This is a genomic window from Colwellia asteriadis (genome assembly GCF_039523295.1).
GTDB classification, from domain to species: Bacteria; Pseudomonadota; Gammaproteobacteria; order Enterobacterales; family Alteromonadaceae; genus Colwellia; species Colwellia asteriadis.
This window is the reverse complement of record NZ_BAAAFA010000008.1, coordinates 148,866-175,130: the sequence shown is the minus strand read 5'-3', so window position 1 is coordinate 175,130 and position 26,265 is coordinate 148,866. Positions and strand designations below refer to the sequence as shown.

Here is a 26,265-nt window from a genome sequence, read left to right as displayed (position 1 = left end):
TTAGTATTTAGAACATTAGTATTTAGAACATTAGTATTTAGAACATTAGTATTTAGAACATTAGTATTTAGAACATTAGTATTTAGAACATTAGTATTTAGAACATTAGTATTTAGAACATTAGTATTTAGAACATTAGTATTTAAAACATTAGTAATAAAAATCTTCAATAACCGGTGCGTTTATTACCACCAACCAATAAATAAATGCTGCACAAACCAGTGCTAATATAATAGCGAGTATTATTTTTGAATGTGGAATTGCGGCCGAGCTGTCTACGTCTTTAGCATCTTTTTTACCCGTTAGCATTGGGGTAACTAAATTAAGCTTTTTTACTAACGCATAATAAGCAATAGCACCAATATGTAAGGCGATGGCAATTAGTACTAAGTCAAAGGTATTATGATGTAAAAAGCTCATTAATTTTTCAGTGTTGCTAGAAACAACACTGTTGTATGGTCCTGTTGAAAAAACATCATTATCAATAAATAAACCACTGATAGCTTGTACGCTCACCAGCACTATCATCAATATAACCATTAACGCGCCCAATGGGTTATGACCAGCACTGGGCGTATTGTCTTGTTTGCTATCACGCTTAAATAAATAGTTTATAAGCTTTTTAGGGGAGGGGATAAATTGACTGAAACGGGCATGAGTTGGCCCGACAATTCCCCAGAGTATTCTAAAGGTTAATAAACCTAAAGCAACATAACCCAGCTGCATATGTATTTCTACCAGCTCACTGCCTTGCTCTGCAGTATACCACAAAGCCAAAATGGTCAGCGCAAAACTCCAGTGAAATATTCTTAAGGGTAAATCCCAAATTAAGTATTTTTTTGTCATGATATTTACCTCGGAGTTAAACATTCAATGTTATTAATTCTATTGAAAACGAATTGCTACATTTTAACTAACTTTATTAAAACAATCAGTAAAGAGATGTTAACTAACCTGAACTCGGATTAAGAGATATTTAACCAATTGAAATATAATAAAAATCTACTTTTCTGAATCTCTAACTTGATAATTTTTCTTAATTCAAGGCAAATTTCGCGTCAATAGCTGGCCTATTGCAAGTAAATTTAACGAAGAAGTTAGGAAAAGTAACTGCTAGAGAAACATTTATTAAGCCGAGCTCAGGTTAATTAAGCTAAAATTGAGTTGAAAAAAAACCACTACCTAATGAAGTAGTGGTTTCTATATTTGATTTATAACTGAAATTAAGTATTAGTAACTTTCGTTATGAACATTTAATACTGCACGGCCTGAAGGGTCAGCGTTATTTTGGAAACTTTCGTCCCATGCAAGTGCTTCTTGGGTACTACAAGCAACTGATTTTCCGCCAATCACACAATCTGCAGCAGAAGGCACAGGGAATTTTTCTTCAAAAATACAACGATAGAAATAAGCTTCTTTACTATCTGGAGTATTTACAGGGAATCTAAATTCTGCACTTTCAAGTTGTTGATCGGTAACTTGTGATTCAACATGCGCTTTTAAACCGTCAATCCATGAGTAACCAACACCATCAGAAAACTGCTCTTTTTGACGCCATAAAATTTCTTTTGGTAAATAGCCTTCAAACGACTCACGTAAAATCGCTTTTTCCATTTTACCATTACCACACATTTTATCTTCAGGGTTGATGCGCATCGCAACATCCATAAAGTTTTTATCTAAAAATGGTACGCGTGCTTCAATACCCCACGCCGACATAGATTTATTGGCACGTAAACAGTCAAACTTATGTAATCGGTCTAATTTACGGTTAAGCTCTTCATGAAACTCTTGCGCGTTTGGCGCTTTATGGAAGTATAAGTAACCACCAAAAATTTCATCTGCGCCTTCACCTGAAAGTACCATTTTAATGCCCATCGCCTTAATTTTTCGCGCCATTAAGTACATTGGGGTAGAAGCACGGATGGTTGTTACATCATACGTTTCTAAGTGATAAATCACTTCTTTTAATGCATCAATACCTTCTTGCTCGGTAAAAATAACACTGTGATGAATAGTGCCAATACTATCTGCAACCGTTTGTGCTGCAATTAAATCAGGCGAGCCAGCAAGACCACAAGCAAAAGAGTGCACTTTTGGCCACCAGGCTTCGGCTAAGTCATTATCTTCAATACGACGTGCGGCAAACTTTTGGGTAATAGCTGAAATTAATGATGAGTCTAAACCGCCTGAAAGCAATACACCATAAGGAACGTCAGTCATTAAGTGGCTTTTTACTGACTCTTCTAACGCTTCGCGAATTTTAGTGGTGCTGGTAGTATTATCTTTAATAGCACCATACTCTTGCCAGTTACGTTTGTAATAACGTTGTAATTCACCAACACGGCTGTCTAAAATATGCCCAGGAGGAAATTCGCTTACCGTTTTACAAATAGGCATTAACGCTTTCATTTCAGAGGCAACATAAAAGTTACCATCGCTATCATAGCCAGTATACAAAGGAATAATGCCAATATGATCGCGGGCAATTAAATAGCTGTTATCTGTTTCGTTATATAGAATAAACGCGAACATGCCTTGTAGCTTATCAACAAACTCAACACCAAACTCTTCATAAAGCGGTAAAATAACTTCGCAATCTGATGCGGTTTGAAAGCTGTAATCAACGTTCAAGCCTTTAGCTAAGGTTTTATGGTTATAAATTTCACCATTAACCGCTAAAACATGGGTTTTGTTTTCATTGTATAGAGGCTGTGCACCGTGTTCGGTATCAACAATAGAAAGACGCTCATGAACTAAAATAGCGTTATCGTTATTGTAAATGCCAGACCAATCTGGACCGCGGTGACGTAAAAGACGTGAACATTCTAACGCTGAAGGACGAAGTGCATCAGCACTTGTTTTTATATCTAATATACCAAAGATCGAACACATTGAAGCGCTACTCCTTTAATTTTAATTGGGTTTAACTCAATATGAGTTAATTGAATTTTTATGCAGGAAATTATTGCTATGAAGGGTATTATCTTGCTTTAACCTGATTTATTCACTTACTTCAATTGAAAATCAATCAAAAATACGAATAAATATGCAATAGAGTCACTTTGACAGTTTTGAAATAAAAAGCAATAGCAAAAACTAAAGTTTTTACACTAAATATTAATTTGACGTTTTTTTGGGTTACTTCTAAGACCATTATTTGGCTAGTAATTTGTAACAGCTTTTCTCGTTGCTTAGATAACAAGGTGTAATAACTAAACTCGATATTTTGGTTGTTATCTTGCTTTAAGGCAATGGCACGCGACAGATGTTTTTTTACGGTGATACCTGCCAAGTTAGCTCAAGCTCATATTCAACTATTTGCCCTGCAATCGAAATTGCCAACTTTCAACCACCTTATTGGTCAGTCGCGCAGCCACTTTATTTTGCCAGCTGGCAGAAAGTGTTTGTTGTTGACTTAACTTTTCTAAGCCTTTTTGATTAAGAGGATCACCGAAGAAAACCTTGCATACTTCATCAACAGTCATAGGGTTATTCACGCGCTTTATCAAAATCAAGGGGTCATTAACACTGACAATACCAGGGGTAACCACTCTATATAACCAGCCGCAGCGATGGTTCTCTTGCATTTTTTCTGAGAATCTCTCAATGCCCCAACGTTTATTGAGCTTAAAGCAAGGGGAGCGAGGTTGGCTTACTTCAATAATGGCATCACCCCATTGATATTGGTCACCTAAACATACTGATTGCTCTGTCATACCGAAAGTACTGATATTTTCTCCCATTCCTGGCGCTTGCCAATTAATGGTATTACCGTAAATCTCTCGCCAATAAACATAATGCTCAGCAGGATATTGATGTAAAGCACGCTCTAAGCCGCCGTGGTGAGTTTTATCTGCACACTCATCACCAGCTAACCCTGTGAACGATAAATAAAGTGGCGTTAATACCGCTTGTTTATTTATAGCGCTTTGCATATTGTAACATTGACTGACTACGCCACAATAAAGTGCATTAATTGAATGTGATAACACAATAGTCCTTCATATAAATAGAGTACTCAAACAAGCTTGTAAAATTATTATAAGTTTAACAATCGTAAAGCTAATATCGTATAATCAACAATATACCGTGACCTTTATAAGTTTAACAACAGACATTTTATGAATAAAAATATATTACCTCCGTTTATTGGTGTTTTCGCAAGCTGGTTAGTTATTTGGCAGTTACATCGCTATTTATTAGTTGATAATTGCTTAGATATAGGGGGAAGTTTTCAATATAGTACGGGACAATGTTTACTTGATAATGGCGTTATGCAAAGCGATGGTTTAACCTCCGTAATGCTAGTGACTTATTTTGCGGTAGGTTTTATTGTGGCGTTATTTGTCGCTACATGTGTTCGTAAACTTATTGCTTCTCGCGGTGATAAATAGCGTATAATTGTTGAATAAATTTTAAGAGTCTATTGAGTGTAAGTATGAGTGATATAAATAACAGTACAGAAACAATGAATGCGTTTTTACAACAAGTAAAGCCAACGCAAGTTTTTTGGGCGCTACAAGATAAAGTCAGTGAAGATTGGGTGGTATTAGACTCACCTAGTTTTGAAAATACTGATGTCATGCCATTATGGTCGACAGCAAACTTAGCTCAAGAGCATTGTATTGAAGAATGGTCTGACTACGTGCCTTGTGAAATTTCGGTGGCAGAGTGGTTAGAGTTTTGGGTTGAAGACTTAAATGAAGACGGGGTAATTGTTGGCGTTAATTGGCAAGGTGATGAGCAATACCTTGAAATGGAACTAGCAGATTTTACTCAAGGGCTTGCGAGCATCGAGTCTTTTAAATAACGCTTAATACAAGGGAGTATCATGAACCAAAATATACAGCAATTGGCTGAAGAGGTCGCTAAAGCTAATGATGCTTTTTACGCTAAATATCAGCATGTAGATACTTTGATGGGAATTATGGATAAAACACTCCGTCAACAAGGTATATCGGCTGATGCTATTACCATTGACTGTGTTGCGTTAGATAAAAAAATTGTTTTATTAGTTCATGATAATCAACCCGAAGTGGTTGATGTTGCATTAGGAAATAAAGCAGGAGAGATATTTTCTTCGTCTAAATATGAAAGGGAGCAGCTTGATCTAGCTACTATTTTAGCGATTATGCAAACTAATTTTATTAACGCGTAGCCGCTCTTTTTCATACTTTATATTTTACTCTATCCCCTTAATTTCAAAACGAAAACGCCGTTCATTGATGTCCATGAACGGCGTTTTTTAACCCGTTACAGTCCTGTAACTTTCTACTTGTAGCATCACTATTTAATGATGAGTACGTTTTATACGCATTAAACCAAGTAACGCTAAGCCAAACATTGCAATAGTTGCTGGCTCAGGAATATTACGGCTTTGTAAACCAACAACAATATTATCAAATTCACCGGCAACACCAGTACTGGTTACCATGAATGAGTCAAAAGCAAAATCTTCAAACTTAATATTAATATATAAGTTTGATTCTAGGCCATTTTGATTACCTGGTGTACCTCCGCTTTGAGCAAGTAATGTTGAACCCAGTAAAGTTTCACTGGTGTTTGTACTTGAATCAAAAAAGGTAAAATTATTATAAGCATCAATAGAGCCCCAATAAAAACCTAAATAATCAATTTTATCACCACCGGTTAAAAAACCACTATAGTCAACAGTTACCGTATTACCTATACCTTCGCCAGGGGTAAAACCAAAACATGTTTTATCGCCAATAGTGGCGTGATTCCCTCCTGGAGGAGCACCTACACCGTGGTCGTTACTTGTTCCGTCACCTTTAACACCTAAATTACCGGTAACACTGATTGAGCCTGAAGAGTTTACTCCACAACCTGCGGAGACTGCGTTTCCAATTTCATCTAACCCGCTCCAGTTAAAGCTTTTATCTTGGGGGAAGCCTTCAAATCCGATCATTTTCGTAGCGGCATCAAAAGTTTCTATTAAGTATCCATTGGTTGGATCGATTTTGTTCGAGGCATCTACAAACGAGCTAGTTAAACCTGAGCCGTCTGTTGCCACTTGTCCACCGGTTGTAATGATTAAACCAGCGACTCCTTGATTCGCTGCTAACAGCAACGTTGTCCCTAATAGTGCTGATAAATATTTGTTTTTTAGAAAAGCCATATCTATTCCTTAAAAGTATCAAACATATAGGTCACCACTAATAATGCATATAGTATTCCTAAAAGTAATTAGTCACGAAAAACAAGCTATTAGTGACTTATGAGAATAGGGCGTCTTCTCAAGTGTAAAATAAACTGACAGCCTGATTGTTGAATAAAGCTGTCTGGCGTCAGCGTAAAGCAGAGCAATAATGTTAATATTGTTAGTTGCTGTTTTAAGTGTTTTATTGGCTATATGACAAGAAAGAAAGCTGCTATAATATCGCCTTGTTTTTTTGAACGCTTCAGTAAAATTTATTCTTTAACTGCTTTTAAATAAGCTATTCATTACTGAAGCGTATAAAAATCAACGTGTTTATTGATAATATTTATCAGTATAATACTGCTATATTATTGGCTCATTAGTTTTTATTTAATATGAGTTCTTGCTATTTAATGAATATATTACCGATACAGTAAGTGAGCGTTAAATAGTTTTCCTGTAAATGTAACCGTTGATGCACCAATTTATACGTCATAACTCAATGACTAACGAGGTAATTAAAATATGAGTCAAGTAAATAAAAAAATGAAAGTTGCAATTATCATGGGGTCTCAATCAGATTGGCCTGTTATGGAAAATGCAACGACTGTGCTTAATGCTTTAGATATTCCTTATAAAGCTATGGTTGTTTCTGCACACCGTACACCAAAAAGACTTGTAGAGTTTGCCGAAAATGCAGAAAACGAATATAGCTTAATTATTGCTGGCGCAGGTGGCGCAGCTCACTTACCGGGCATGGCAGCATCAATGACTTGGTTACCCGTTATTGGCGTACCAGTAATGAGTAAAGCACTTAAAGGAATGGACAGCTTATTATCTATTGTACAAATGCCAAAAGGTGTTGCCGTGGCAACACAAGCAATTGGTGAAGCTGGCGCATTCAACGCAGGCCTTATTGCTGCACAAATGTTAGCGATGGGTAATGAAGATTTACAAGTAAAATTAAAAGCATGGCGTCAAGCACAAACAGATAGCGTAGCATGGGAGACAGTGTAATGCGCATTGCTATTGTGGGATGCGGCCAACTGTCTAGAATGATGGCGCTTGCAGGTATTCCATTTGGTATTGAATTTAGCTTTATCAACGATAGTGACAATGACGACACTCGTTGTGTTGACGGTTTAGGCTCTGTTGTTAAGTTAAGTGATTACTGGCAAGTTGGCCAAGATGCACAAGCATTATTTGATGCATTAGGAAAGCCCGATACAGTTTCTGTTGAAAAAGAGCAACTCGATATCCAAATATTACAAGCGTTAGCACCTTATACGCGTGTTAATCCATGTGTTGATGCTGTATTGGCTTGTCAGCACCGTAATAAAGAAAAATCACTATTAGCACGCTTAGGTATCCCTTCTTCACCATCACTTTATTGTGTTAGTGCCAAAGAAGCGATGGACAAGCTTAAACTTCCTATGGTGGCTAAATCATGTAGTGACGGTTATGACGGTAAAAATCAGTGGGTATTAAAAACACCCGCAGACGTTGAGCACTTTGATAGTTTAAACATGCAAGATTATATTATTGAAGCATGGATAAAATTTGAAAGAGAAGTGTCGATCGTTTCGGCCCGCGGTTTAAACGGTGCTATTGTGCATTATGACATTACAGAAAATGAACACCAAAATGGCATATTGAAAAAATCTATTGCACCAGCTGCTAATGTGAGCGCAGCGTTAACGAAAAAAGCGCAATCGTACATGGAAAGCCTGTTAACTGAACTTGATTATGTTGGCGTTATGGCGATGGAATGTTTTGTACTCAATGATGAATTAATTATTAATGAGTTAGCGCCTCGTGTTCATAATAGTGGTCATTGGACTCAAATAGGCAGTGTTACCTGTCAGTTTGAAAACCATGTTAGAGCGCTTGCTGGCATTGAGTTAGGTAGCACACAAATACTCGGTAGTGTTGGTATGCTTAACTTAATTGGCACCGATATTCCTTCGGTGAATGAAATGTCACAAGCACTATGCGGCAACTCAAAGCTATATTGGTATAATAAAGTACCGCGCCCAGGGAGAAAGTTAGGTCACATTAACTTTTTAGCTGCAGACGCTGAAACACTAAGCCAAGCTATGCAACCGTTAGCTAAAGTAGTTTTATAAAAAATACCATCGTTATTACATTAATAGCGGATTGAATGGGTAAGATAACAACGCATTGTTGTTACCTTACCCATTTTTTATGTCTGTTCCTTTCACCTTAGGGGCTTTTTATTTTTACTTTTTAATTCCCTAAACTCGATTTACAGAAGCCATTTCAATAAATTTCTATTTCCTATACAAGAGCTGACGATAAATTTTTAGCAACGAACTATCGTGACATTTTCTTATTCGTTTGTGTCTCATCATAGCCTGTAAAATATTTGTTACATCAAATTTTCAGCCACTGTTTAGCTTAGACTAGTTTACGTTATTATTTAGCCAATATTATTGTACATAATTTTTTACGTCTGCGTTTTTAGCCTTATTCTGCTTAGCCTTTCGTTAAAGTGAATTCAACTAGATAATGGATTTATTACAACAACAACACGTTGACAAAAGAGAGATTATAATGACAGATAGTAAAAACCCTTTACAGCTTTGTGGTATTGAATTTACTGAATACGCTAGCCCAGATTCAGATTTTATGGAAAAAGCCTTTTATGGTTTTGGTTTTTCTAAAACTAAAAAATTCAAAGGTCGTGACATTGATTACTTCAATCAAAACGATATTCACTTTTTATTAAATAAAGAGAAAGCGGGTTTTTCAAAAGAGTTTGCTAAAAGTCATGGGCCTGCTATTTGTTCAATGGGCTGGCGCGTTAAAGATGCTGAATTTGCATTTAATGAAGCGGTAAAACGCGGTGCCAAATCGGCAGAGAATGAACCAAATAAACTGCCATACCCAGCTATTTTTGGTATTGGTGACAGCTTAATTTACTTTGTAGATAACTTTGCTGATATTGGTAAAAACAAAGGTTTAATTTACGAAGATGACTTTGAAGCACATGCTGAGCCAGTAATTAATGAAGACAAAGGCTTTTTAGCCGTAGATCACATGACCAATAATGTACATCAAGGTACTATGCATAAGTGGGCTGACTTCTATAAAGAAGTATTTGGTTTTACTGAAGTACGTTACTTTGACATTAAAGGTGTTAAAACAGCTTTGATTTCTTATGCGTTACAATCACCATGTGGCAAATTCTGTATTCCAATCAATGAAGGTAAGGGCAGTAAAGATAATCAAATTGATGAATACCTAGACGAGTATAACGGCCCAGGTGTTCAGCATTTAGCTTTCCTTACTGATGATTTAGTTGCTTCGTTAGATAAAATTGACCGTTCAATTATCGACACCTTGAATATCGTACCAGAATATTACGATGAAATTTTTGACCGCGTACCTTGGGTTAAAGAAGACAAAGATAAAATTCGTGAGCACCAAATATTAATTGATAGCCAAAGTGAAAACTCGTATTTACTACAAATATTTACGAAGAATTTATTTGGTCCTATTTTTATTGAAATGATTCAGCGTGTAGATGATCAAGGCTTTGGTGAAGGTAACTTCTCAACATTATTTAAGTCGATTGAGTTAAATCAAATGGAACGTGGCGTTTTATAGTTTGCCGTAGCCATTGTTTAATGTGTTAATAAAAAACCAGCATAATTGCTGGTTTTTTATTAATTTTTAATTCGCTTAAGTCTCTGCTAAAAAACTATGTATTTATAGTTTTACTTACCGTTAGATGATACTTTCAAGTCCTTTAATATGCCATCGTGTAAGTTATACACGACACCATGAACGGTAATATCTTGATTTGCACGCCATGCATTTTGTAAGGTCATGGTATTACTGACATTAGCAACTTGCTCAATAACATTTAGCTCACACAAGCGATCGACACGCTCTTTCTCGTCGGTTACCGCATCCATCTCTTGTTTATGAAAACGATAAACATCTTGTAAGTGACGTAGCCAGTTATCAATAAGGCCGTAGCTTTTGTCGTTAAGTGAAGCAATAACCCCGCCACAACCGTAATGGCCACAAACAATAATATGTTGTACTTTTAATATATCAACGGCAAATTGAATAACCGATAAACAATTAAGATCCGTATGAATCACTTGATTAGCTATATTGCGGTGTACAAATACCTCACCAGGTTGCATACCTAATAAATCATTAGCGGGCACACGGGAGTCTGAGCAGCCAATCCATAAATATTTAGGGGATTGTTGTTTGGACAGGTTTTCAAAAAAATCTGGGTTATCTTCCGTGATTTGTGCAGCCCATTTTTTATTGTTTTCAAATAAATGAGAAATATTGGTCATGTATGATTATACCTATACTAATGCCGAAGGAGGGGTAAGCCGTTAATTTACGCCATAGTAATGCGAAGTAAGTCATAAGTAAAAGTAATATTCGTACTAAGCGTAATCGTAGTATACTTACTAATAGTATAGTGTTGGCTGTGCCATCATCGATACTTATTAATTTTCAAGTTTTCAGGTTCAGTAAAGAGGAATATATGGCTACGGCGTGCGCATTACATATTTTAGTAAAAACAGAGAAACAAGCCTTAGCTTTAAAAGCGCAACTTGATGGCGGTGCTGACTTCTCGACATTAGCAAAGAAACACTCCACCTGCCCATCTAAAAAAAAGGGCGGTGATTTAGGTGAATTTCGTCGTGGTCAAATGGTAAAAGCTTTTGATGACGTTGTATTTAAAAAGCCAATACTTAAAGTACACGGACCGGTAAAAACAAAATTTGGTTTTCATTTAATTAAAACTATTTATCGTAATTAAATGACTAGCAGCTATGTAATTATTGATAGCTGCTTATTGTTCTTTTTTCTCTTCTTTATCTAGCATTTCATTACGCTTCTTAATGTCGGCTAATTGCTCTCGCGTTAAATTAAATTTTTTAGCCGATTTTCTAATTAAGAAAATCCCGCCAAGAATGCTGCCAAATATGAGTACTGTGATTATAATTTCTACGTATGACATAAACCCTCTGTTTATTTATGATCTGTTTGGTAATATAAAACTATTTTTATATTTTATATGCTAAAATTTCTTTTTAAATTAGTGCGTTAGTATGTGTTCTTTGTAATAAGTATCTAACGATGCTTTCAACGAGAAATGTTTGTTTAACAATGCTTCTAAGTTATTTATTATATGTTATTAGTTGCCTATTAAATATATAACAAAGCAATTTTTCAATTGTGGTTATTAAGTTAAGCCTAATATAAAAATACTCTTTTAGGTTGTTTTTTAGTGCTCAATAGATATTTTTTTTAATAAAAACTCTTTCCTAGACTACACTTAGCTTCAACACCTATTTTTCATTAATTATTATCTTTTATACATTACCATTATGGGAGAGTAAGGCACTATGGCACGGAATAATCAAACATTAATTGATGAGGAAGTCTCGTTTTCTGAAAATGAACAGCTTATTTCGGTTACTGATACTCGCGGTGTTATTCTTTACGCGAATGAAAATTTCTGTCGGGTTGCAGGTTACACTCAGGAAGAGCTTTATCATAAAAATCATAATATTGTCCGTCATCCAGACATGCCTAAAGCCGCTTTTAAAGATTTGTGGGAAGAATTGAAAGCCGGAAATCATTGGCAAGGTATGGTGAAAAACCGTTGTAAAGATGGCCGTTATTATTGGGTTAGCGCTTATGTTACGCCAATGTTTGAAAATGGTGTCCTAAAAGGTTATCAGTCAGTGCGGGTTAAACCATCACAAGCATTAAAGAAAAAAGCAGAAGAAACCTATAAAGCATTAAACAATAATCAAAAGTCGATATCTGAAGCACAGAAGAATGTGATTAAAAAGTCTATTTCTTTTGCATCACTCCTTTTCATTATAACGAGTGCCTTTTTAATGGCAGGTGCTTTTTGGGGGGCAGCAACATTACTGGCAGTTGTTGTTTTATATTTTTCATTATTTGATGAATTAGTGGTATTGCCTCGTTACGTAAATAAACAAAAACAAAAATATACTAGTATTTGTCGTCACATCTATACGGACGGTGGCGCTCAGTCTGTACTTGAGTTTCAAGAAATTCTTTATCAAGCGCGCATTAGAACTATTTTGGGAAGAATGGATGATTCGTTGAGTGTTATTTCTAATGTTATTAGTAATCTAGGGCAAGCTATTATAGATACAAATGACAAAATGAATAACCAAAACCATGAAACTACGCAAATAGCGACGTCTATGAATGAAATGTCGACAACGATTGCCGATGTCAGTGAAAATGTTGTGCAAACCGCCGATAGAGTAGAGCAAATATATCAACAATGTGCGACTTCAAAGACATTAATTTCTAGTTCAGTCAATGATATTTCAACGTTGCAAAATGATGTCACATCAGCCCATGATTTGGCCGAAGAGTTAGTAAGTATTGTTGCTTCAATTAATGCGCAAATGACAGAAATACAGGGTATTGCTGATCAAACTAATTTACTGGCGTTAAATGCGGCAATTGAGGCTGCGCGTGCCGGTGAACAAGGTAGAGGGTTTGCTGTTGTCGCTGATGAAGTGAGAGCGTTAAGTGGAAGAACGCATAGCGTATCTGAAGGTATTAAAGACTCTGTGCATCAAGTAACCGCAAAACTTGCCGATGTTTCTGGGTTAATGCGAGGTAATATGAAAACCAGTCAAGGCTGTGTTGACTCAGGTGAAGCTGCTCATAATTCAGCGGAAGAGATATTTCAGCAAATGTTGTCTATTTCTGACTTAACTACGCAAGTCTCTACCGCATCTGAAGAACAAAGTGTGGTCGCTGAAGAAATTAACCGTAATGTTCAGCGTGTTGCTGAATTAGCACAGGAGTTAGTCGACTCAGATATACTTTCAACAAATATCGCTGCGTTAAATAAAGAGTCGGGTCAATTAACCGAATTGTCGAATACATTTACTCGTTAGTTGATGATATAAAACCAATGAAGGGTGTATCAAAATTTATATGGATTTAAAACTTTGTTTCAATGAAAGCCTGCAAAACTGTGTTGCAGGCTTTTTTATTGATTTATATAGCTTTTGTTAAGACTTCCCTATATTCATTGTGGCATTCTGTTAGTTACTACGCTCTTGGTTTCTGTGTTGAGCTAATCTTTGTAATTGCTTAGCTTGTTCATGTAAACTGATACGTACTAATGCTTCTCGGTCTTCTTCTCGAATGAAATGAAAAATTGCCTTGTGCTGGTAAGAGCTCTCTGCTGTATTTTCTTGGGCTGCACTGTCATCCGTTTCACTTGCCTCAATGACTTCTGCATAACAGTATAACGCGCAGTTATTATCTAAAAGGAATATTTTTACTTCTAACATCTGTCCAATAGCAAAGCACTCTGCTGTGTTAAACTTTATACCACCGCCACCAAACTCTATACCCTGGTACCTGTGCTGTTCATCATCCTGCTGGCTGAGTATGTAAGTAACTAATAAATCAATCTTTTTTGCCTGTAAATTTAAAAAATCAACCAGTTGAGCACTCACGCTGTTTAACGCTTGTAAAGGGCGTAAAGCACTTTGGTCAACCGTTGTTACATCGCTTGCTAACTTAAAAGGGGTTGGCATATTACTAAGAAAGTCATCAAAACTACTTACATCGGTTGTTAGCGGGTGAATGTTTAGCGTGAAGTTGTGCGCTATGGCGAAAAACTCGTGGTATTGCGCTAATTTTTGCTCAAGTGTTTTAGTATTCATAGGTTAATTATTAGCTCAGAGTAAAAGGATACCGCCGCTCAAACCTGTGCTAGCAGTAATAACTATAGAGTGACTACAATAAAATAAAAGTAGTGAATTAATAGCGAATTTAAAATATATCACTTAATGATATCTTACACTAATTAACTCAAAAAAATGTAGCTGATATGGTATGCTGCTTTATCTTATTTATTCGCGAATAAACTTAATTAACCTCAATGTTTCAACCTATTAGTATCTTTATTGGGCTTCGCTATAGCCGAAGCCGCAGTCGAACCGGCTTTGTTTCTTTTATTACCTTCTTTTCTATTGTTGGTATTTTGTTAGGTGTTACTTCATTAATTACCGTGGTATCGGTGATGAACGGCTTTGAAGGAGAACTTAAGAAGCGCATTTTAGGCATAGTGCCTCACGTTGTTATTAATGATGTTGATAAAGTACAGTCATTTTATGCTGCCAATGAAAATAATACTCAAGCCAAAAGGTTATCAAGCACTTCGCCATCATGGCAACCCTTAAGACAAGGCTTATTAGAGTTCCCTCATGTGCTACACGTTAGTCCTTTCCTTGAAAGTGAAGCCTTAATTCAGTCCCCATCAGGGTTACAAGGTGTATTAATGCAAGGCATTGAACCTATTTATGAGCAAAATAATATCATTAATCAAGATATGGTTATTGGCTCACTCAACAGTTTAAGCGAGCAGCCTTACACCATTGTTGTCGGGCAATCATTAGCACGGCAACTTAAAGTGACTTTAGGTGATGAAGTTAGATTATTTTTACCAAATAAGAGCGTTTTTACGCCAATGGGTCGTATACCAGTACAGCGTGTTTTTACCGTTGGAGGTATTTTTAATGTCGGTTCACAAGTTGATGAAAGCATGGTGTATGTTAGCAATAAATATGGCGCTAAACTGCTAAGGCGTAAGGGCGACGGTATTGATAAACTGCGCTTATATTTAGACGATGCCTTTCATGCTAATACGGTCGTAAAACAGTTATTACTTGCGCAGCAGGCACCAAACAATAAACAGACACCAGCCATGCCACAACACCACCTAGCAAGCTCTCTTCCACAAGAAATAACCTTTAGCGTATGGAGTGAAAGCCAAGGTGTATTATTTTCTGCGGTGAATATGGAAAAAAACATGATGTGGCTAATGTTAAGTTTAATTGTTGCTGTGGCAGCATTTAATATAGTTTCAGCGCTTGTGATGGTAGTTATTGATAAACAGGGTGAAATAGCAATATTACAAACATTAGGCTTTACCCGCGCAGGTGTGGTTAAAATATTTATTACACAAGGTATGGTGAATGGTTTATGGGGTATTATTCTCGGCAGTGTTTTTGGGGTGTTACTGACGCTGAATTTAAATAGCATTATTACAATGCTTGGCGTTAATTTATTAGGTGTTGGCGTGCAACATTTACCCGTAGAGTTAGTTTTAAGTGATGTGTTTACTATTGTTTTATCTGCACTGGCGATGAGCTTTATTGCAACATTATATCCTGCTTATAAAGCATCAACCACGCTACCTGCTGAAGTGTTGCGTAATGAATAGTTGCTTTGTGAATGGTTATTTAATGAGTAATTATCATACACCACCCAGTAAGAACAAAATACCATTGTGCTTACTTATGCCATTATTAAGTTGTTCTCCGTTATTGTTACCCGTTAAGGTTTAAAAAAATGAGTAAAGTATTACGTTGTTGCCAGTTAACTAAGTCGTATAAACAAGGCGATATTGAAACTAAAGTGTTAGATAACTTAGCCTTAGAGGTTGAAAAAGGTGAGTTACTCGCTATCGTTGGTAGCTCAGGTTGCGGTAAAAGTACTTTTTTACACCTTGCTGGCGCACTTGATGTGCCTAGCTCAGGGCAAGTATTGATTAATGATATTGATATTCATCAATTGTCAGATAAAGAACGGGCAAAATTTAGAAATCAACACATTGGCTTTATTTACCAATTTCATCATTTAATGATGGAGTTTAGTGCGTTAGAGAATGTTGCTATGCCGCTATTAATCCGTGGTGACAAACCCAAAAAAGCACAACAAGCCGCTAGCCAAATGTTAGCACAGGTAGGGCTGGCGCATCGTGAGCAACATCGCCCATCACAACTGTCAGGTGGTGAACGGCAACGTGTTGCTATTGCTAGGGCTTTAGTTACACAACCTTCATTAATTTTGGCGGATGAGCCTACCGGTAATTTAGACAGTGAAACTGCAGAACAAATCTATCAACTAATACGCAAATTAAATCATGAGATTGGTACGAGTTTTGTTGTAGTAACCCATGATCTAGCTTTAGCAAAGCGCATGGACCGACAAGTAACATTAAGCCATGGCAGTTTGGCTGTGAGTGATGACAAAAGTGTCCTTAGTGATGTTATCAAAACTACTAGCGTCTCTGGAGATAGTTCAGTCAATGTTTAACTCGTTAAGTTTGTTTTTAGGCTGGCGATATATTCGTAGTCGCCATGGCAATGGCTTTTCTGCATTTATTTCTGCCTCGTCAACGATTGGAATTGCTTTAGGGGTAATGGTTCTTATTGTGGTGCTAAGTGCGATGAATGGCTTTGAGCGAGAATTATCACAAAAGCTATTATCGATAGTACCTCATGCTGAGTTGGTTAGTGTAAATAAACCCATTAATAACTGGCCGAAGAGTATTAAATCGTTACAAAATCAAGAGCACATTATTAGTGCCGCCCCAGTGATTAAGATGACAGGAATGCTACAACATGACTTACATCTAAAAGCGATTGAACTCCGTGGTGTGAATACCTTATTAGAGACACAAGTGTCGAGTATTGAGGATTATATTGTTGCAGGGGATTGGCATGGACTGAGCGATAACCAAGCATATGTGTCCAATACAATAGTCTTAGGTAGCGGCGTTGCTAAAAAGCTTAATGTTACTGTAGGCGATAGTATACAGCTATTATTACCTGCGCCTAAACAAGCTAATGATGTAAAGCAGGTATTTACCGCACCAGTTACAAAAACCGTGACAGTCGTTGCTATTTTTAAGTTTGGCGGCACTATTGATGAAGCATTAGCATATATTTCGTTAGAGCAAGCGAGTGCATTAATGGGCTACCAAGAAGGGCAAGCACAAGGGATCCGTTTACGTGTTGACGATGTTTTTGAAGCGCCAGCAATTGCACGTAGTGTTGCCTATAACTTTAACCATTATGTTTATATAAACGACTGGACCCGAACCCAAGGACACATATTTAATGATATTCAACTAGTGCGACTCGTAATGTTCATTGTACTGATTTTGGTGATTGCTGTTGCCAGCTTTAATATTGTTTCGACACTGATTATGGCAGTGAATGAAAGAAAAGGGGATATTGCTATTCTAAAAACCATGGGGGCAAGTGCGCCAGTGATAATGTTTTCTTTTATCATTCAAGGCTTGTTCAATGGCATACTTGGTTCATTAGTCGGTGGTGCTTTAGGTGTTTACCTTGCTTTAAACCTAACTGATTTAATCTCCTCTATTGAGAACTTCTTTGGAACAACTTTCCTTTCAGGTGATGTTTATTTTATTAATCACTTACCAAGTGTATTGCACCTGTCAGATGTTTATATCACTATGTTAACAGCATTGATAATGAGTTTTTTGGCTACTATATATCCTGCATGGCGAGCAACAAAAGTTGAGCCTGCACAAGTGTTAGGGCAATTATAAATGAGATAAGGATTAAAAAGATTTTTATTTCATTTGTTACTTTGTTTTGAATAAATTGAGACAAAAAAAAGCCCGCAAAATATGCGGGCTAACTTAAAAATAAGTTATAGAAGGAAGTTAAATTTCCAAAGAACATGTCAGAGAGAATAAATAGTAAGCTATAAATTCAAGTAATCTTGTTAGTAATTTCTCTATGGGAGTTAAGAAATTATTGCGCTAACTCAGAAAACAAAGCTATCTTAATAATTAAGTACCAGCTTCACAAACTAAAAAAAATATACCTTCGCATTAGAAAAACTAATGTAACTTTTTTAATGTTTCTTTGTTTGTGGTGGCTAAATAACTATTCATAAATAATTATTAATTACGAGTATTTAAGCAAAATAGAGGCATATTTATTTTTAGTTGAACAATTGTGCCATGATGATTTACTTATTAAGTAAAAAAATTATTTTCATATTATCAATTGTTTTTACTTTTATTGTGTGATTTTTGAATTAAATGTTGTTTTTTTAACTCGAATTTAAAAGAAAATGACATTATTATTTTTTAGTTATTGTTAAATGTTCTAATCACCTGTTTCCCCAATAAGTATTATTATCGAAAAATGAAGTTTACCGTAAGCTTTAGAAAAGCGACCCATGATGACATTGATTTTTTATTATCGTTAAGAAAACGATCAATGACTAAGCACTTACTTGTTGCTGGCATTAAAATGACTAATGACCAACATATGGAGCGAATTAAAGAATTCTATGCTCAAAGCCATATTATTTTAGTTGATCGCAAGCCGGTCGGTTTATTAAAGCTTGGGGTGGTTGCATTAAATGATATGGAGAAAAGTTTACACATTCGACAGTTGCAAATTATGCCAGCATTTCAAGGGAAGGGAATAGGTAGTGCGGCATTAGATGTGGTGAAAAAGCGCGCGCTGCAATTATGTTTACCGATCACCTTAAATGTTTTATTGAAAAACCCCGCGAGAGCGCTATATCTTCGCCATGGCTTCCAAGTGGTCAGTCAGAATAAATTAGAATATCAACTTCGTTGCTCACTTGAAGTCATCGCCGCGTAAAAATACACTGACGATAGCTTTAAGTGATAAATTAAGATAATAAATGCTAGCTAAGCTGTGAACATTTTAGCTAGCAATGGCAGAGTAAAACCCTTACTTTTAAAAAATAAGTCCTTTGCCTTTAACTAGATTAGTATCTATACGGCTTGGTGTGATTTTTCCGGTTACTAAAGGCGTTGTTGCCGTGGCCAAGGTTTTTATAACTTGCTGCATAGAGTTTAAATCAAGGCTATTAATATCATCGGTTACTTGATGATAATGCTGGTCTTTGTCAAGTTGGGTGCTACTAAAGCTATGCGCTGGTACACCTAACCTAGCTAAAGTTGCATTATCAGAGCGGTAAAATAGGTTTTGCTCTGGGTAAGGGTCGGCATAAATTTCCTTACTCTGTTCTTTTAAAGCTATATTTAACTGCTCGCCTAAGGTTGAACGCTCCATTCCTGTCATCCAAACGGTACCAGCACCGAATTTAGCCGGCTTACCGATCATTTCAATGTTAATCATTGCGGTAATATCGCTCGGGTTAAGTTGAGCGGAGAAATATTTAGAGCCAAAGCCGCCAATTTCCTCGGCGCTAAACGCAGCAAACATTAATGTTCTTTCATTGTTATTTACTTGCTTGAAATGGTTGGCTAAATTAATAATAGCTGACACGCCAGAAGCATCATCATCTGCGCCATTGTATATCTGCTGTCCCATACTTTGATGTGAGCTTTCGTCGCTGTGATTGCTTTTATGCTCATCAGGGCTAATACCGCCTAAATGATCATAATGAGCCGAATAAAGTACAATTTCATCAGGTAATGACTTACCTGGTAAGACACCAATCACGTTACTAATTTTAGTCTTGTTGACGTTAGTTGTTCCACTGATAGATAAGCTGTTTATCGTGGTGGTATCGGTTATTGCACCAACAATTATACCACCGCTAGTGCTTTCGTTTTCATTAATAAGTTTGTTGAGCCCACGTGCAAAATAAGCTTGGTAGCGCTTAAAGGTTTTTTCATGACTAGGGTCTACTAATACTAAATGCTGACCTCCTTGTTGATTAATATTGCTTAATATAGTTCGCAGGTTATCGTCTTTGCTAATGACGTGAGTGCTAAGGTTGGCGGTATTTTCACTCCAAGTAAAGTCACTAACGGTACTTGCCATAGTTAATACATCAGCGCTAAGCGTGTTGTTATTGATGACAACGGTTAAAGATGCAGGTGTTATTGATTTTATTTGGTAATATTGTTGGAAATTATCGGTATTGTTTGCTGCTACTAAACCAACTTGCTGATAACGCTGAGCGATATATTGCGCTGCTTTTTCAATATCTTTTGAAAAGTTACCACGGCCATTAAGCTCATCGCTCGCTAAATACGTAACGTCTTTAGTAATTTGGGTAAGGTTAATGGTGTTATCTAATGAGGTTTCTGTCGCTTGAAGTGCTTGAGTTTGATTATCGCTTTTCTCTTCGTTAACACAGCCAGTTAATGAAATACTAAGCGCTATCGCTAAAGACAAACGTTTTATATTATTATTGTTAAATGAAGGTGACATAAATGGGCCTTTATTTGATTTCAGGTTAGTTTAGGTAAACGCGCTATAGTACACATTACTCTTTTGAGTGAAAAGCTTAGCGACTTTATTGTAATTTAATTGTTTCAACCAGTACGGTTTCATCGCCTGAAGAAAGCCATAATTGACCGTCTTGTATACTGCATTGAAATTCCATGGTACGACTTAGTAGTTTAACTAACGCATCACAAGTTTCAGCAGTGAACTGTTCAACGCTTAAACGATCAAATTTTTTCAGATTGCTTTGTGCTTGCCCCCACCATGTTGAGGCGCTTGCTCCATAACAATAGAGTTTGACTTGCTTAGCTTGATTTGATGCCTTTTTTAAACGCTTTTCATCAAGCTGACCTAGCTCAATCCACAGCGCTATTTCATCACTGTAATTTACTTGCTTAATGGCAGCTTCATCTTCATCACTTAAGCCTTTGCCAAATTGTAGATCTGGGTGTGCATTTAAAATGTACGCGATTAATCTTACCATTAAGCGTTGCTCGGTTTCAGATGGATGCTGAGCAATGGTTAACTGAATACTGTCGTAATAATTACGATCCATATCGGCTAAATCAATGTTTGCTTTGTATATCGTTGCTTTAAGTGCCATGAGTTTTTTAATAGAAGGTGTTTATAATTGGCAATAGTAGCAGTTAGTCTGCCGCTTGCCATTACATTTATCAAATGAATAGCTAGGATAAGAGTAATTTATTTAGTTTATAAACAGCTCAATGCTAGAGTGGATGTTACTATGATTATTTATTGTTAAATATTTTGAGGATTATATGTCTATTTCATCTTTTTTCCCGCCACAACGTACTTTAATGGGGCCTGGTCCGTCAGATGTTAATCCTCGGGTTTTATCCGCACTCGCACGACCCACAGTAGGGCATTTAGATCCAACCTTTATTGGTATGATGGATGAAGTTAAAACGTTGATTCAGTATGCCTTTCAAACAAATAACACTTACACCATGGCAATCTCTGCGCCTGGCTCTGCGGGAATGGAAGCGTGTTTTGTTAATTTATTGACCCCGAACGATACTGTCGTTGTCTGTAAAAATGGTGTTTTTGGTGCACGCATGGTTGAAAATGTTACGCGTATTGGCGCTAAAGCAATTGTTATTGAGGGTGAGTGGGGCAGGGCTGTTAATCCACAGCAGCTCGAAGATACTTTAAAACAAAACCCTCAAGCGAGCGTTGTTGCTTTTGTGCATGCTGAAACCTCAACTGGCGCACTTTCTGATGCTCAAGCTCTATGTAGTATTGCTAAACAGTATGATTGTTTAACGATTGTTGATGCTGTTACTTCATTAGCTGGTGTTGAATTACGTGTTGATGATTGGGGAATTGATGCTGTTTATTCAGGCAGTCAAAAATGTTTATCGTGTGTACCTGGCTTGTCACCAATCAGTTTTAGTGAGCAGGCAGCAGAGCTGATTAAAAAACGTAATGCGCCCGTGCAAAGTTGGTTTTTAGATCAATCGTTAGTAATGGACTATTGGTCAGGTCAAGGTAAGCGTAGTTATCATCATACCGCGCCAGTAAACTCTCTTTATGCCTTACATGAGTCGTTAGTAATATTACAAAATGAAGGGTTAGAGCAAAGCTGGCAACGTCACCGTACTATGCATAATAAATTAGCGGGTGGTTTAGAACAGTTAGGTATTAATTTTATAGTACCTAAAGAGGAGCGTTTACCACAGCTAAACGCAGTATATATTCCTGAAGGTGTTGATGATGCTGCGGTGAGACATACATTATTAAATGATTATAATTTAGAAATAGGAGCTGGTCTTGGTGCTTTTGCGGGTAAAGCATGGCGTATCGGTTTAATGGGTTATGCTGCGCGTAATGAGAATGTAACCTTGTGCTTAGCGGCACTAAAAAACACCTTGCCTGCATAATACGAAACCTTCTGCACCTAAATACTGTTCAAATAATTAAAACTATATACACGCACTATGTATAAATAAATGTAGTGCGTGTACTGTTAATAAATTATTAGCTTGGCTTACCAAGTGCCAATATTCTCCATTTCGGCCCAAGGTGATTGAACAGGCAGCGCCCCGCCTTTTTGTAACAGTTCAATTGAGATCCCGTCAGGAGACTTAATAAATGCCATGTAGCCACAACGTGGTGGTCTATTAATAACGACACCCTCATCTTGTAGCTTTTGGCAAAGCTGATAAATATCATCTACTTGAAATGCTAAATGACCAAAGCTTCTACCCGTTGGATATTCTTCTGCAGAATCCCAATTGTAGGTAAGCTCAACTTCTGGTGCACCTATTTCTGTTGCTAAGTACACTAGCGTAAACTTTCCGTCAGGATACTCACTGCGTTTAGTTTCAATAAGACCGAGTTTATTAATATAAAAATCAAGAGAGGCATCTAAATCTTTCACTCTCACCATAGCATGTAAAAATTTCATTGTTTTTCCTTACGTAGGACAGAAGACAGGGGCTGTTGCCAATTAATCGTACTATTCTTATTTAAAAGAGAGGTAAAAATACACGTTAAAGTTAGCTAATTAATTACAGCACTAACCCTCGTTGCTTTATAACAATAATTGACTGTTTTCGCTAGCGTTAGTGTTTGTATTTAAGGTAATTGTGGCAAGGTACAGCTGTACGTAACAAATTACTTGAAAAAGTTACTTCTATTAAAGTCAGCACTAAACTCTGTTCACCGACCTCCTACTCAATAGTATTAGAGCTCTGTTTTCTTGCAATAATAAATATTGACTCATGGCTGCTTTGCCATTCTAATTCAATAGAAAACCCTGCTTTAATGAGCTTATCGGTTAGTTGTTTTTTAGTTAAAAAATCTACGTAAGGGGCTAAACCCAAAAACTGCATTATTACAATTAACCATCGAAAAATTACATTTACCTCACCTACTAGGGAAGTGCTTGAAATAAAAATAGCATTGCTTTTTAGTAGTTTGTAAACATGATTAATTGAACGGTCTACATCCTCTAAAAGGTGTAGAATATTTAGCCCTAAAACAACATCGTAATGCCTCTCCTGGACGACAAGATTATCAAGAGTACTTTGTTGAAAAATGATATTGTTAATATTACATTTATTCGCTTTTGTTTTTGCTATTTTTATCATTTTTTCAGAAATATCAGTAGCAACTATTTGCTTTACAAAGGGAGCGTGAATTATGGCGGTGCCACCACTACCGCAACCAAACTCTAAAACCTCACTGTTTTTACTTAAGTACTGTTGTGTAATAGCTAATTTTTTTTGATATGTTACTTGATCTTTAATTACGGTTTTTGTGTACTTTTTTGCGCATTTATCCCAAAATTTTTTTGAATCTATCATGATTTTTATAGCCAGTATATTTTCGACAAAGTCAGAGTGTGGTGACTCATAATAATGAGGCCCATAAAGCTATGCGTATTTGATTTTTAAACAGGCAGTTACATGGTTTTATAAACTTCATGTGTCTAAAAATCAAATACTCAACGGTTAAACCATCTACTTAATGGCAGTGAATAAAAAGGCTTTATCTAACCCCCGTAGTATCTCTAGTAGCCAATCTTTCTTTTGTGGGGCCGTTTGATTTAAGGTGAATACAATACTAGTACCTGTTGCGGGAATGTAATACATTCCACCTCCCCAAGCCCCATCATGACCATAAACAACAACCGTTTTATGTGCAAGTTGATATTCTTTTTTCTTCAGACCTAATCCGTAAGAAAAATACTGATCTTTAACATCGATTGATTGCTGCATTTTTTTAAGAGTATCAGAGTCTTGAAATAACTTATTATTAAATAAACTGCTAACGTAGGAGTTTAACTCTTCAATATTCGATACTATTCCTCCGCCGCCCCAGTCAAAAGAAGTATTAAAGCCGCTTGCAATAATATCTAAATTTTCATTGATACCGTAAGGTGCTAAATTTGCGTAGTGATGTGCAGGTCCTTTTCCTTTAGCTGCTTCATGCCACTCTAAGTAAGCACTGTTCATTTGTGATTGAGAAAAAATTTCAACTTGGTAATTATCAGCTAAACTCATTCCTGATATTTTTTCTATAATTAGACCTAGCAACACATAGTTAGTGTCAGAATAATGATAGCTTTCCCCTGGGGCATTCATTGCGTATTGACTCATATCACTTGAAAAGAAATACTCAAGAATACTCGAACTTGTCCATGACTTCTGGGCGATACCAGATGGCAGGATCTCTGTTAGATCTAAAATTTGTCGAGCGGCCAGTGAATTAGATAGAGTATCATTATTTGGTTTGTCAGCAATATAATCCCGTAAGCCACTGGTATGATTTAACAATTGATTAATTGTTAAAGATTCGCCATTTGAAGCCCCGTCTATTTGATGTAATTCATTCAATGTAAAGTGAGCTGGCATATCATCATCCGCGAGGATATCGCTAATAGGTGTTGAAAGCGAAACACTACCAGCTTCAACCATTTTCATTATTAACGTCGCGGTAAATGTTTTACCTATACTGGCGATACGAAATGGAGTTTTTATAGTCATTTCTTCACGATAGTTTGGATAAGCAATACCACCTGCCTTATTCCACGAAAAATTCTGTTTTGGGCTTTCAACACTCATGGCAAGGTTGATAATATCAGGATCATATGATGCTGCCTGATAGACGTCATCAAGTTTTTTTTCTGCGATACCATTTAGAAAAAGAGTAATTTTATCATCATCACAAGCAGTAATAAGTGCCAGTGAAAAAATAAAAAATAGTAGTGAAAGTACTTTTGTGCAATTCATTTTTTGCCCTTGTATTTATAAAAACTTAATATTTAAACAAAAAGGACATGTTCTCTTCCGTCCCGATAGGATGGGACGGTATAAGTACAAAAATAAACTGTTTTTAATTTATTTGTTGGCTTGCCTATATTCAGATGGTGACATTAAAACGTCTTTTTTGAATACTTTGTAGAAAGTGGTTTTCGAATTAAACCCAGAGTCCATAGCAACTTTTAAAACAGTATCATTTGAATTTAGTAAAAGTTCTTTCGCAAAGGCCACACGATAACCATTAATAAACTCAAAGAAGTTTCTTTTCGTAATTTGGTTGATTACTTGAGATAGATAGTGAGGAGGTATGTCTAGTGAATTAGCCAAGCTAGTTAGGGATAGTTGATTATTCAAGAACGGCTTTTCTTTTTCCATAAAGGTTAAAGTAGATTGGCATAACTTTTCTGCTAATGCTTGATCAAGAGAAGAGTGTTGATATTTTTCTTTTTCCGACATGTGTGTTTTTTTATTGGTCAGTTTATGTGTATCGATTCTTAGTTTTTTAAATATATTTACTTGCTGTAAACCAAAAATATTTAAGCTAATGATAAGGAGTGCGCTAATTACATGTAAGGCGATGAGTAAATGCTCTGAAAATAACTCACCAGTTAAAAGGATTATTATTAACATACACCAAATAATAGCAAGAGCGCTTGTCATCACTTTTAACCATGTTAATGATACCTTTTCATTAAATGATAGCTGTTCGCCAATAAGAATTCTGTAGTTTGATAACAACTTAAAGCAGGTAGGAATATAATAACTCGCTTGAGCAATTGCTATTGCCAGCAATGAGAATAGTATAATTGGTATCCAAATATCAAAATATGTTCCTTGTATGTCGCCATTAAATAGCTCGATAATAGTACTGCTATTGAATAATGCAACGGGTAGTATCATTAGTAAGATAAGTAACGAAGGGGAAAAGTGTAAAAGTAAAGAGCCTTTCAGCTTGCTACCTACCATGTCAGAAATATAAGCGTAATATAAAGGCAGAAATAGCCCGTTGATAGGTAAAATAAGAAGAGATAAATGAGCGAATTGTTGATCTAGCCCAGCGATATCAATAGCACCCTCAGTTAAACTAATTGCAAGCAATAAACATAGCGCTACTAACCACTTGTGTGTGCTGTTAGCTTCATTTTTCTTACTAAGCATAGCAATAGTTAAAACAAGAGCTTGGACAATACCAATTGAAATAAGAATAATATGAACACTCAGCATCTTTATATATACTTCCTTT

The 26,265-nt window shown here is 36.3% G+C and carries 26 protein-coding genes; 13 read left to right on the top strand and 13 right to left on the bottom strand.

Annotation, left to right across the window (positions count from 1 at the left end; all coding sequences use genetic code 11):
• Positions 1–150: 150 nt before the first annotated feature.
• The 3 genes from ABD005_RS12630 to ABD005_RS12620 form a co-directional block, all read right to left on the bottom strand.
• Positions 151–846: a cytochrome b/b6 domain-containing protein gene (locus ABD005_RS12630; protein ID WP_343817830.1), complete on the bottom strand. Its 696-nt coding sequence runs from the start codon at positions 844–846 to the stop codon at positions 151–153.
• A gap of 384 nt (positions 847–1,230) precedes the next feature.
• Positions 1,231–2,895 carry an asparagine synthase B gene (gene asnB, locus ABD005_RS12625; protein WP_343817828.1) on the bottom strand — a complete coding sequence of 555 codons (1,665 nt, stop codon included), beginning with the start codon at positions 2,893–2,895 and terminating at the stop codon, positions 1,231–1,233.
• Positions 2,896–3,317: 422 nt separating this feature from the next.
• Positions 3,318–3,995 carry an MOSC domain-containing protein gene (locus ABD005_RS12620; protein WP_343817826.1) on the bottom strand — a complete coding sequence of 226 codons (678 nt, stop codon included), beginning with the start codon at positions 3,993–3,995 and terminating at the stop codon, positions 3,318–3,320.
• A 129-nt stretch (positions 3,996–4,124) separates the two neighbouring features.
• On the opposite strand from ABD005_RS12620, the gene ABD005_RS12615 reads away from it, so the two are divergent.
• Genes ABD005_RS12615 through ABD005_RS12605 form a run of 3 tightly spaced genes read left to right on the top strand, consistent with a single transcriptional unit; the run spans position 4,125 to position 5,161 of the window.
• On the top strand, positions 4,125–4,397 hold the full coding sequence (locus ABD005_RS12615; RefSeq protein ID WP_343817824.1) for a hypothetical protein: 273 nt from the start codon (positions 4,125–4,127) through the stop codon (positions 4,395–4,397).
• Between the two features lie 44 nt (positions 4,398–4,441).
• On the top strand, positions 4,442–4,813 hold the full coding sequence (locus ABD005_RS12610; RefSeq protein ID WP_343817823.1) for a DUF2750 domain-containing protein: 372 nt from the start codon (positions 4,442–4,444) through the stop codon (positions 4,811–4,813).
• Positions 4,814–4,834: 21 nt separating this feature from the next.
• Complete coding sequence (locus ABD005_RS12605; RefSeq protein WP_343817821.1) at positions 4,835–5,161, top strand: hypothetical protein; 327 nt, start codon at positions 4,835–4,837, stop codon at positions 5,159–5,161.
• A gap of 132 nt (positions 5,162–5,293) precedes the next feature.
• Here ABD005_RS12605 and ABD005_RS12600 read toward each other — a convergent pair whose 3' ends face one another.
• Positions 5,294–6,142 carry a PEP-CTERM sorting domain-containing protein gene (locus ABD005_RS12600; protein WP_343817819.1) on the bottom strand — a complete coding sequence of 283 codons (849 nt, stop codon included), beginning with the start codon at positions 6,140–6,142 and terminating at the stop codon, positions 5,294–5,296.
• A gap of 546 nt (positions 6,143–6,688) precedes the next feature.
• Here ABD005_RS12600 and purE point away from each other — a divergent pair.
• The 3 genes from purE (at position 6,689) to hppD (ending at position 9,793) form a co-directional block, all read left to right on the top strand.
• Entirely contained in the window at positions 6,689–7,180 is a 492-nt protein-coding gene (purE, locus tag ABD005_RS12595; RefSeq protein ID WP_215979013.1) for a 5-(carboxyamino)imidazole ribonucleotide mutase, read from the top strand.
• On the top strand, positions 7,180–8,289 hold the full coding sequence (locus ABD005_RS12590; RefSeq protein WP_343817817.1) for a 5-(carboxyamino)imidazole ribonucleotide synthase: 1,110 nt from the start codon (positions 7,180–7,182) through the stop codon (positions 8,287–8,289). The genes purE and ABD005_RS12590 overlap by 1 nt, the downstream gene beginning before the upstream one ends.
• 448 nt (positions 8,290–8,737) lie before the next feature.
• Entirely contained in the window at positions 8,738–9,793 is a 1,056-nt protein-coding gene (gene hppD, locus ABD005_RS12585) for a 4-hydroxyphenylpyruvate dioxygenase (RefSeq protein WP_215979015.1), read from the top strand.
• A gap of 110 nt (positions 9,794–9,903) precedes the next feature.
• On the opposite strand, the gene can is transcribed toward hppD, so the two are convergent.
• Complete coding sequence (gene can, locus ABD005_RS12580; RefSeq protein WP_215979016.1) at positions 9,904–10,503, bottom strand: carbonate dehydratase; 600 nt, start codon at positions 10,501–10,503, stop codon at positions 9,904–9,906.
• A gap of 197 nt (positions 10,504–10,700) precedes the next feature.
• Here can and ppiC point away from each other — a divergent pair, with 197 nt between their 5' ends.
• Positions 10,701–10,979: a peptidylprolyl isomerase PpiC gene (gene ppiC, locus ABD005_RS12575; RefSeq protein WP_215979017.1), complete on the top strand. Its 279-nt coding sequence runs from the start codon at positions 10,701–10,703 to the stop codon at positions 10,977–10,979.
• Positions 10,980–11,012: 33 nt separating this feature from the next.
• On the opposite strand, the gene ABD005_RS12570 is transcribed toward ppiC, so the two are convergent.
• A complete protein-coding gene (locus ABD005_RS12570; protein ID WP_215979018.1) occupies positions 11,013–11,180 on the bottom strand; it encodes a DUF2897 family protein in 168 nt (55 codons plus the stop codon).
• 388 nt (positions 11,181–11,568) lie between these two features.
• Here ABD005_RS12570 and ABD005_RS12565 point away from each other — a divergent pair, with 388 nt between their 5' ends.
• Positions 11,569–13,116, top strand: coding sequence for a methyl-accepting chemotaxis protein (locus ABD005_RS12565; protein WP_343817813.1), 1,548 nt, complete (start codon positions 11,569–11,571; stop codon positions 13,114–13,116).
• A gap of 150 nt (positions 13,117–13,266) precedes the next feature.
• Here the strand turns inward: ABD005_RS12565 and ABD005_RS12560 are convergent, their stop codons facing one another.
• Complete coding sequence (locus ABD005_RS12560; RefSeq protein WP_343817811.1) at positions 13,267–13,896, bottom strand: PilZ domain-containing protein; 630 nt, start codon at positions 13,894–13,896, stop codon at positions 13,267–13,269.
• Positions 13,897–14,114: 218 nt separating this feature from the next.
• Between ABD005_RS12560 and ABD005_RS12555 the strand changes: the two genes are divergently transcribed.
• The 4 genes from ABD005_RS12555 to ABD005_RS12540 all read left to right on the top strand — a co-directional run bounded on the left by ABD005_RS12555 (position 14,115) and on the right by ABD005_RS12540 (position 18,672).
• Positions 14,115–15,458, top strand: a complete 1,344-nt coding sequence (locus tag ABD005_RS12555; protein ID WP_343817809.1) for a lipoprotein-releasing ABC transporter permease subunit — start codon at positions 14,115–14,117, stop codon at positions 15,456–15,458.
• Positions 15,459–15,586: 128 nt separating this feature from the next.
• A complete protein-coding gene (gene lolD / locus ABD005_RS12550) occupies positions 15,587–16,333 on the top strand; it encodes a lipoprotein-releasing ABC transporter ATP-binding protein LolD (protein ID WP_343817807.1) in 747 nt (248 codons plus the stop codon).
• Positions 16,326–17,597, top strand: coding sequence for a lipoprotein-releasing ABC transporter permease subunit LolE (gene lolE, locus ABD005_RS12545; protein WP_215979023.1), 1,272 nt, complete (start codon positions 16,326–16,328; stop codon positions 17,595–17,597). Before lolD ends, lolE begins: the two co-directional genes overlap by 8 nt.
• Before the next feature lie 607 nt (positions 17,598–18,204).
• Positions 18,205–18,672 (top strand): GNAT family N-acetyltransferase, encoded by a 468-nt coding sequence (locus ABD005_RS12540; protein WP_252738783.1) that lies wholly within the window; start codon positions 18,205–18,207, stop codon positions 18,670–18,672.
• 99 nt (positions 18,673–18,771) lie between these two features.
• Here the strand turns inward: ABD005_RS12540 and ABD005_RS12535 are convergent, their stop codons facing one another.
• Together ABD005_RS12535 and ABD005_RS12530 are read right to left on the bottom strand one after the other, a co-directional pair.
• Positions 18,772–20,220 (bottom strand): M20/M25/M40 family metallo-hydrolase, encoded by a 1,449-nt coding sequence (locus ABD005_RS12535; protein ID WP_343817804.1) that lies wholly within the window; start codon positions 20,218–20,220, stop codon positions 18,772–18,774.
• An 85-nt stretch (positions 20,221–20,305) separates the two neighbouring features.
• Positions 20,306–20,839, bottom strand: coding sequence for a YaeQ family protein (locus ABD005_RS12530; RefSeq protein WP_343817802.1), 534 nt, complete (start codon positions 20,837–20,839; stop codon positions 20,306–20,308).
• 175 nt (positions 20,840–21,014) lie between these two features.
• Here ABD005_RS12530 and ABD005_RS12525 point away from each other — a divergent pair, with 175 nt between their 5' ends.
• Positions 21,015–22,136 carry a pyridoxal-phosphate-dependent aminotransferase family protein gene (locus tag ABD005_RS12525; RefSeq protein WP_343817800.1) on the top strand — a complete coding sequence of 374 codons (1,122 nt, stop codon included), beginning with the start codon at positions 21,015–21,017 and terminating at the stop codon, positions 22,134–22,136.
• A 107-nt stretch (positions 22,137–22,243) separates the two neighbouring features.
• On the opposite strand, the gene ABD005_RS12520 is transcribed toward ABD005_RS12525, so the two are convergent.
• From ABD005_RS12520 to ABD005_RS12505, 4 genes are all read right to left on the bottom strand, one after another.
• Positions 22,244–22,663, bottom strand: a complete 420-nt coding sequence (locus ABD005_RS12520; protein ID WP_215979027.1) for a VOC family protein — start codon at positions 22,661–22,663, stop codon at positions 22,244–22,246.
• 265 nt (positions 22,664–22,928) lie between these two features.
• Complete coding sequence (locus ABD005_RS12515; protein WP_343817798.1) at positions 22,929–23,564, bottom strand: class I SAM-dependent methyltransferase; 636 nt, start codon at positions 23,562–23,564, stop codon at positions 22,929–22,931.
• A gap of 156 nt (positions 23,565–23,720) precedes the next feature.
• On the bottom strand, positions 23,721–24,992 hold the full coding sequence (locus ABD005_RS12510; protein WP_343817797.1) for a serine hydrolase domain-containing protein: 1,272 nt from the start codon (positions 24,990–24,992) through the stop codon (positions 23,721–23,723).
• Between the two features lie 108 nt (positions 24,993–25,100).
• Positions 25,101–26,120: a helix-turn-helix transcriptional regulator gene (locus ABD005_RS12505; protein ID WP_343817796.1), complete on the bottom strand. Its 1,020-nt coding sequence runs from the start codon at positions 26,118–26,120 to the stop codon at positions 25,101–25,103.
• Positions 26,121–26,265: the final 145 nt, after the last annotated feature.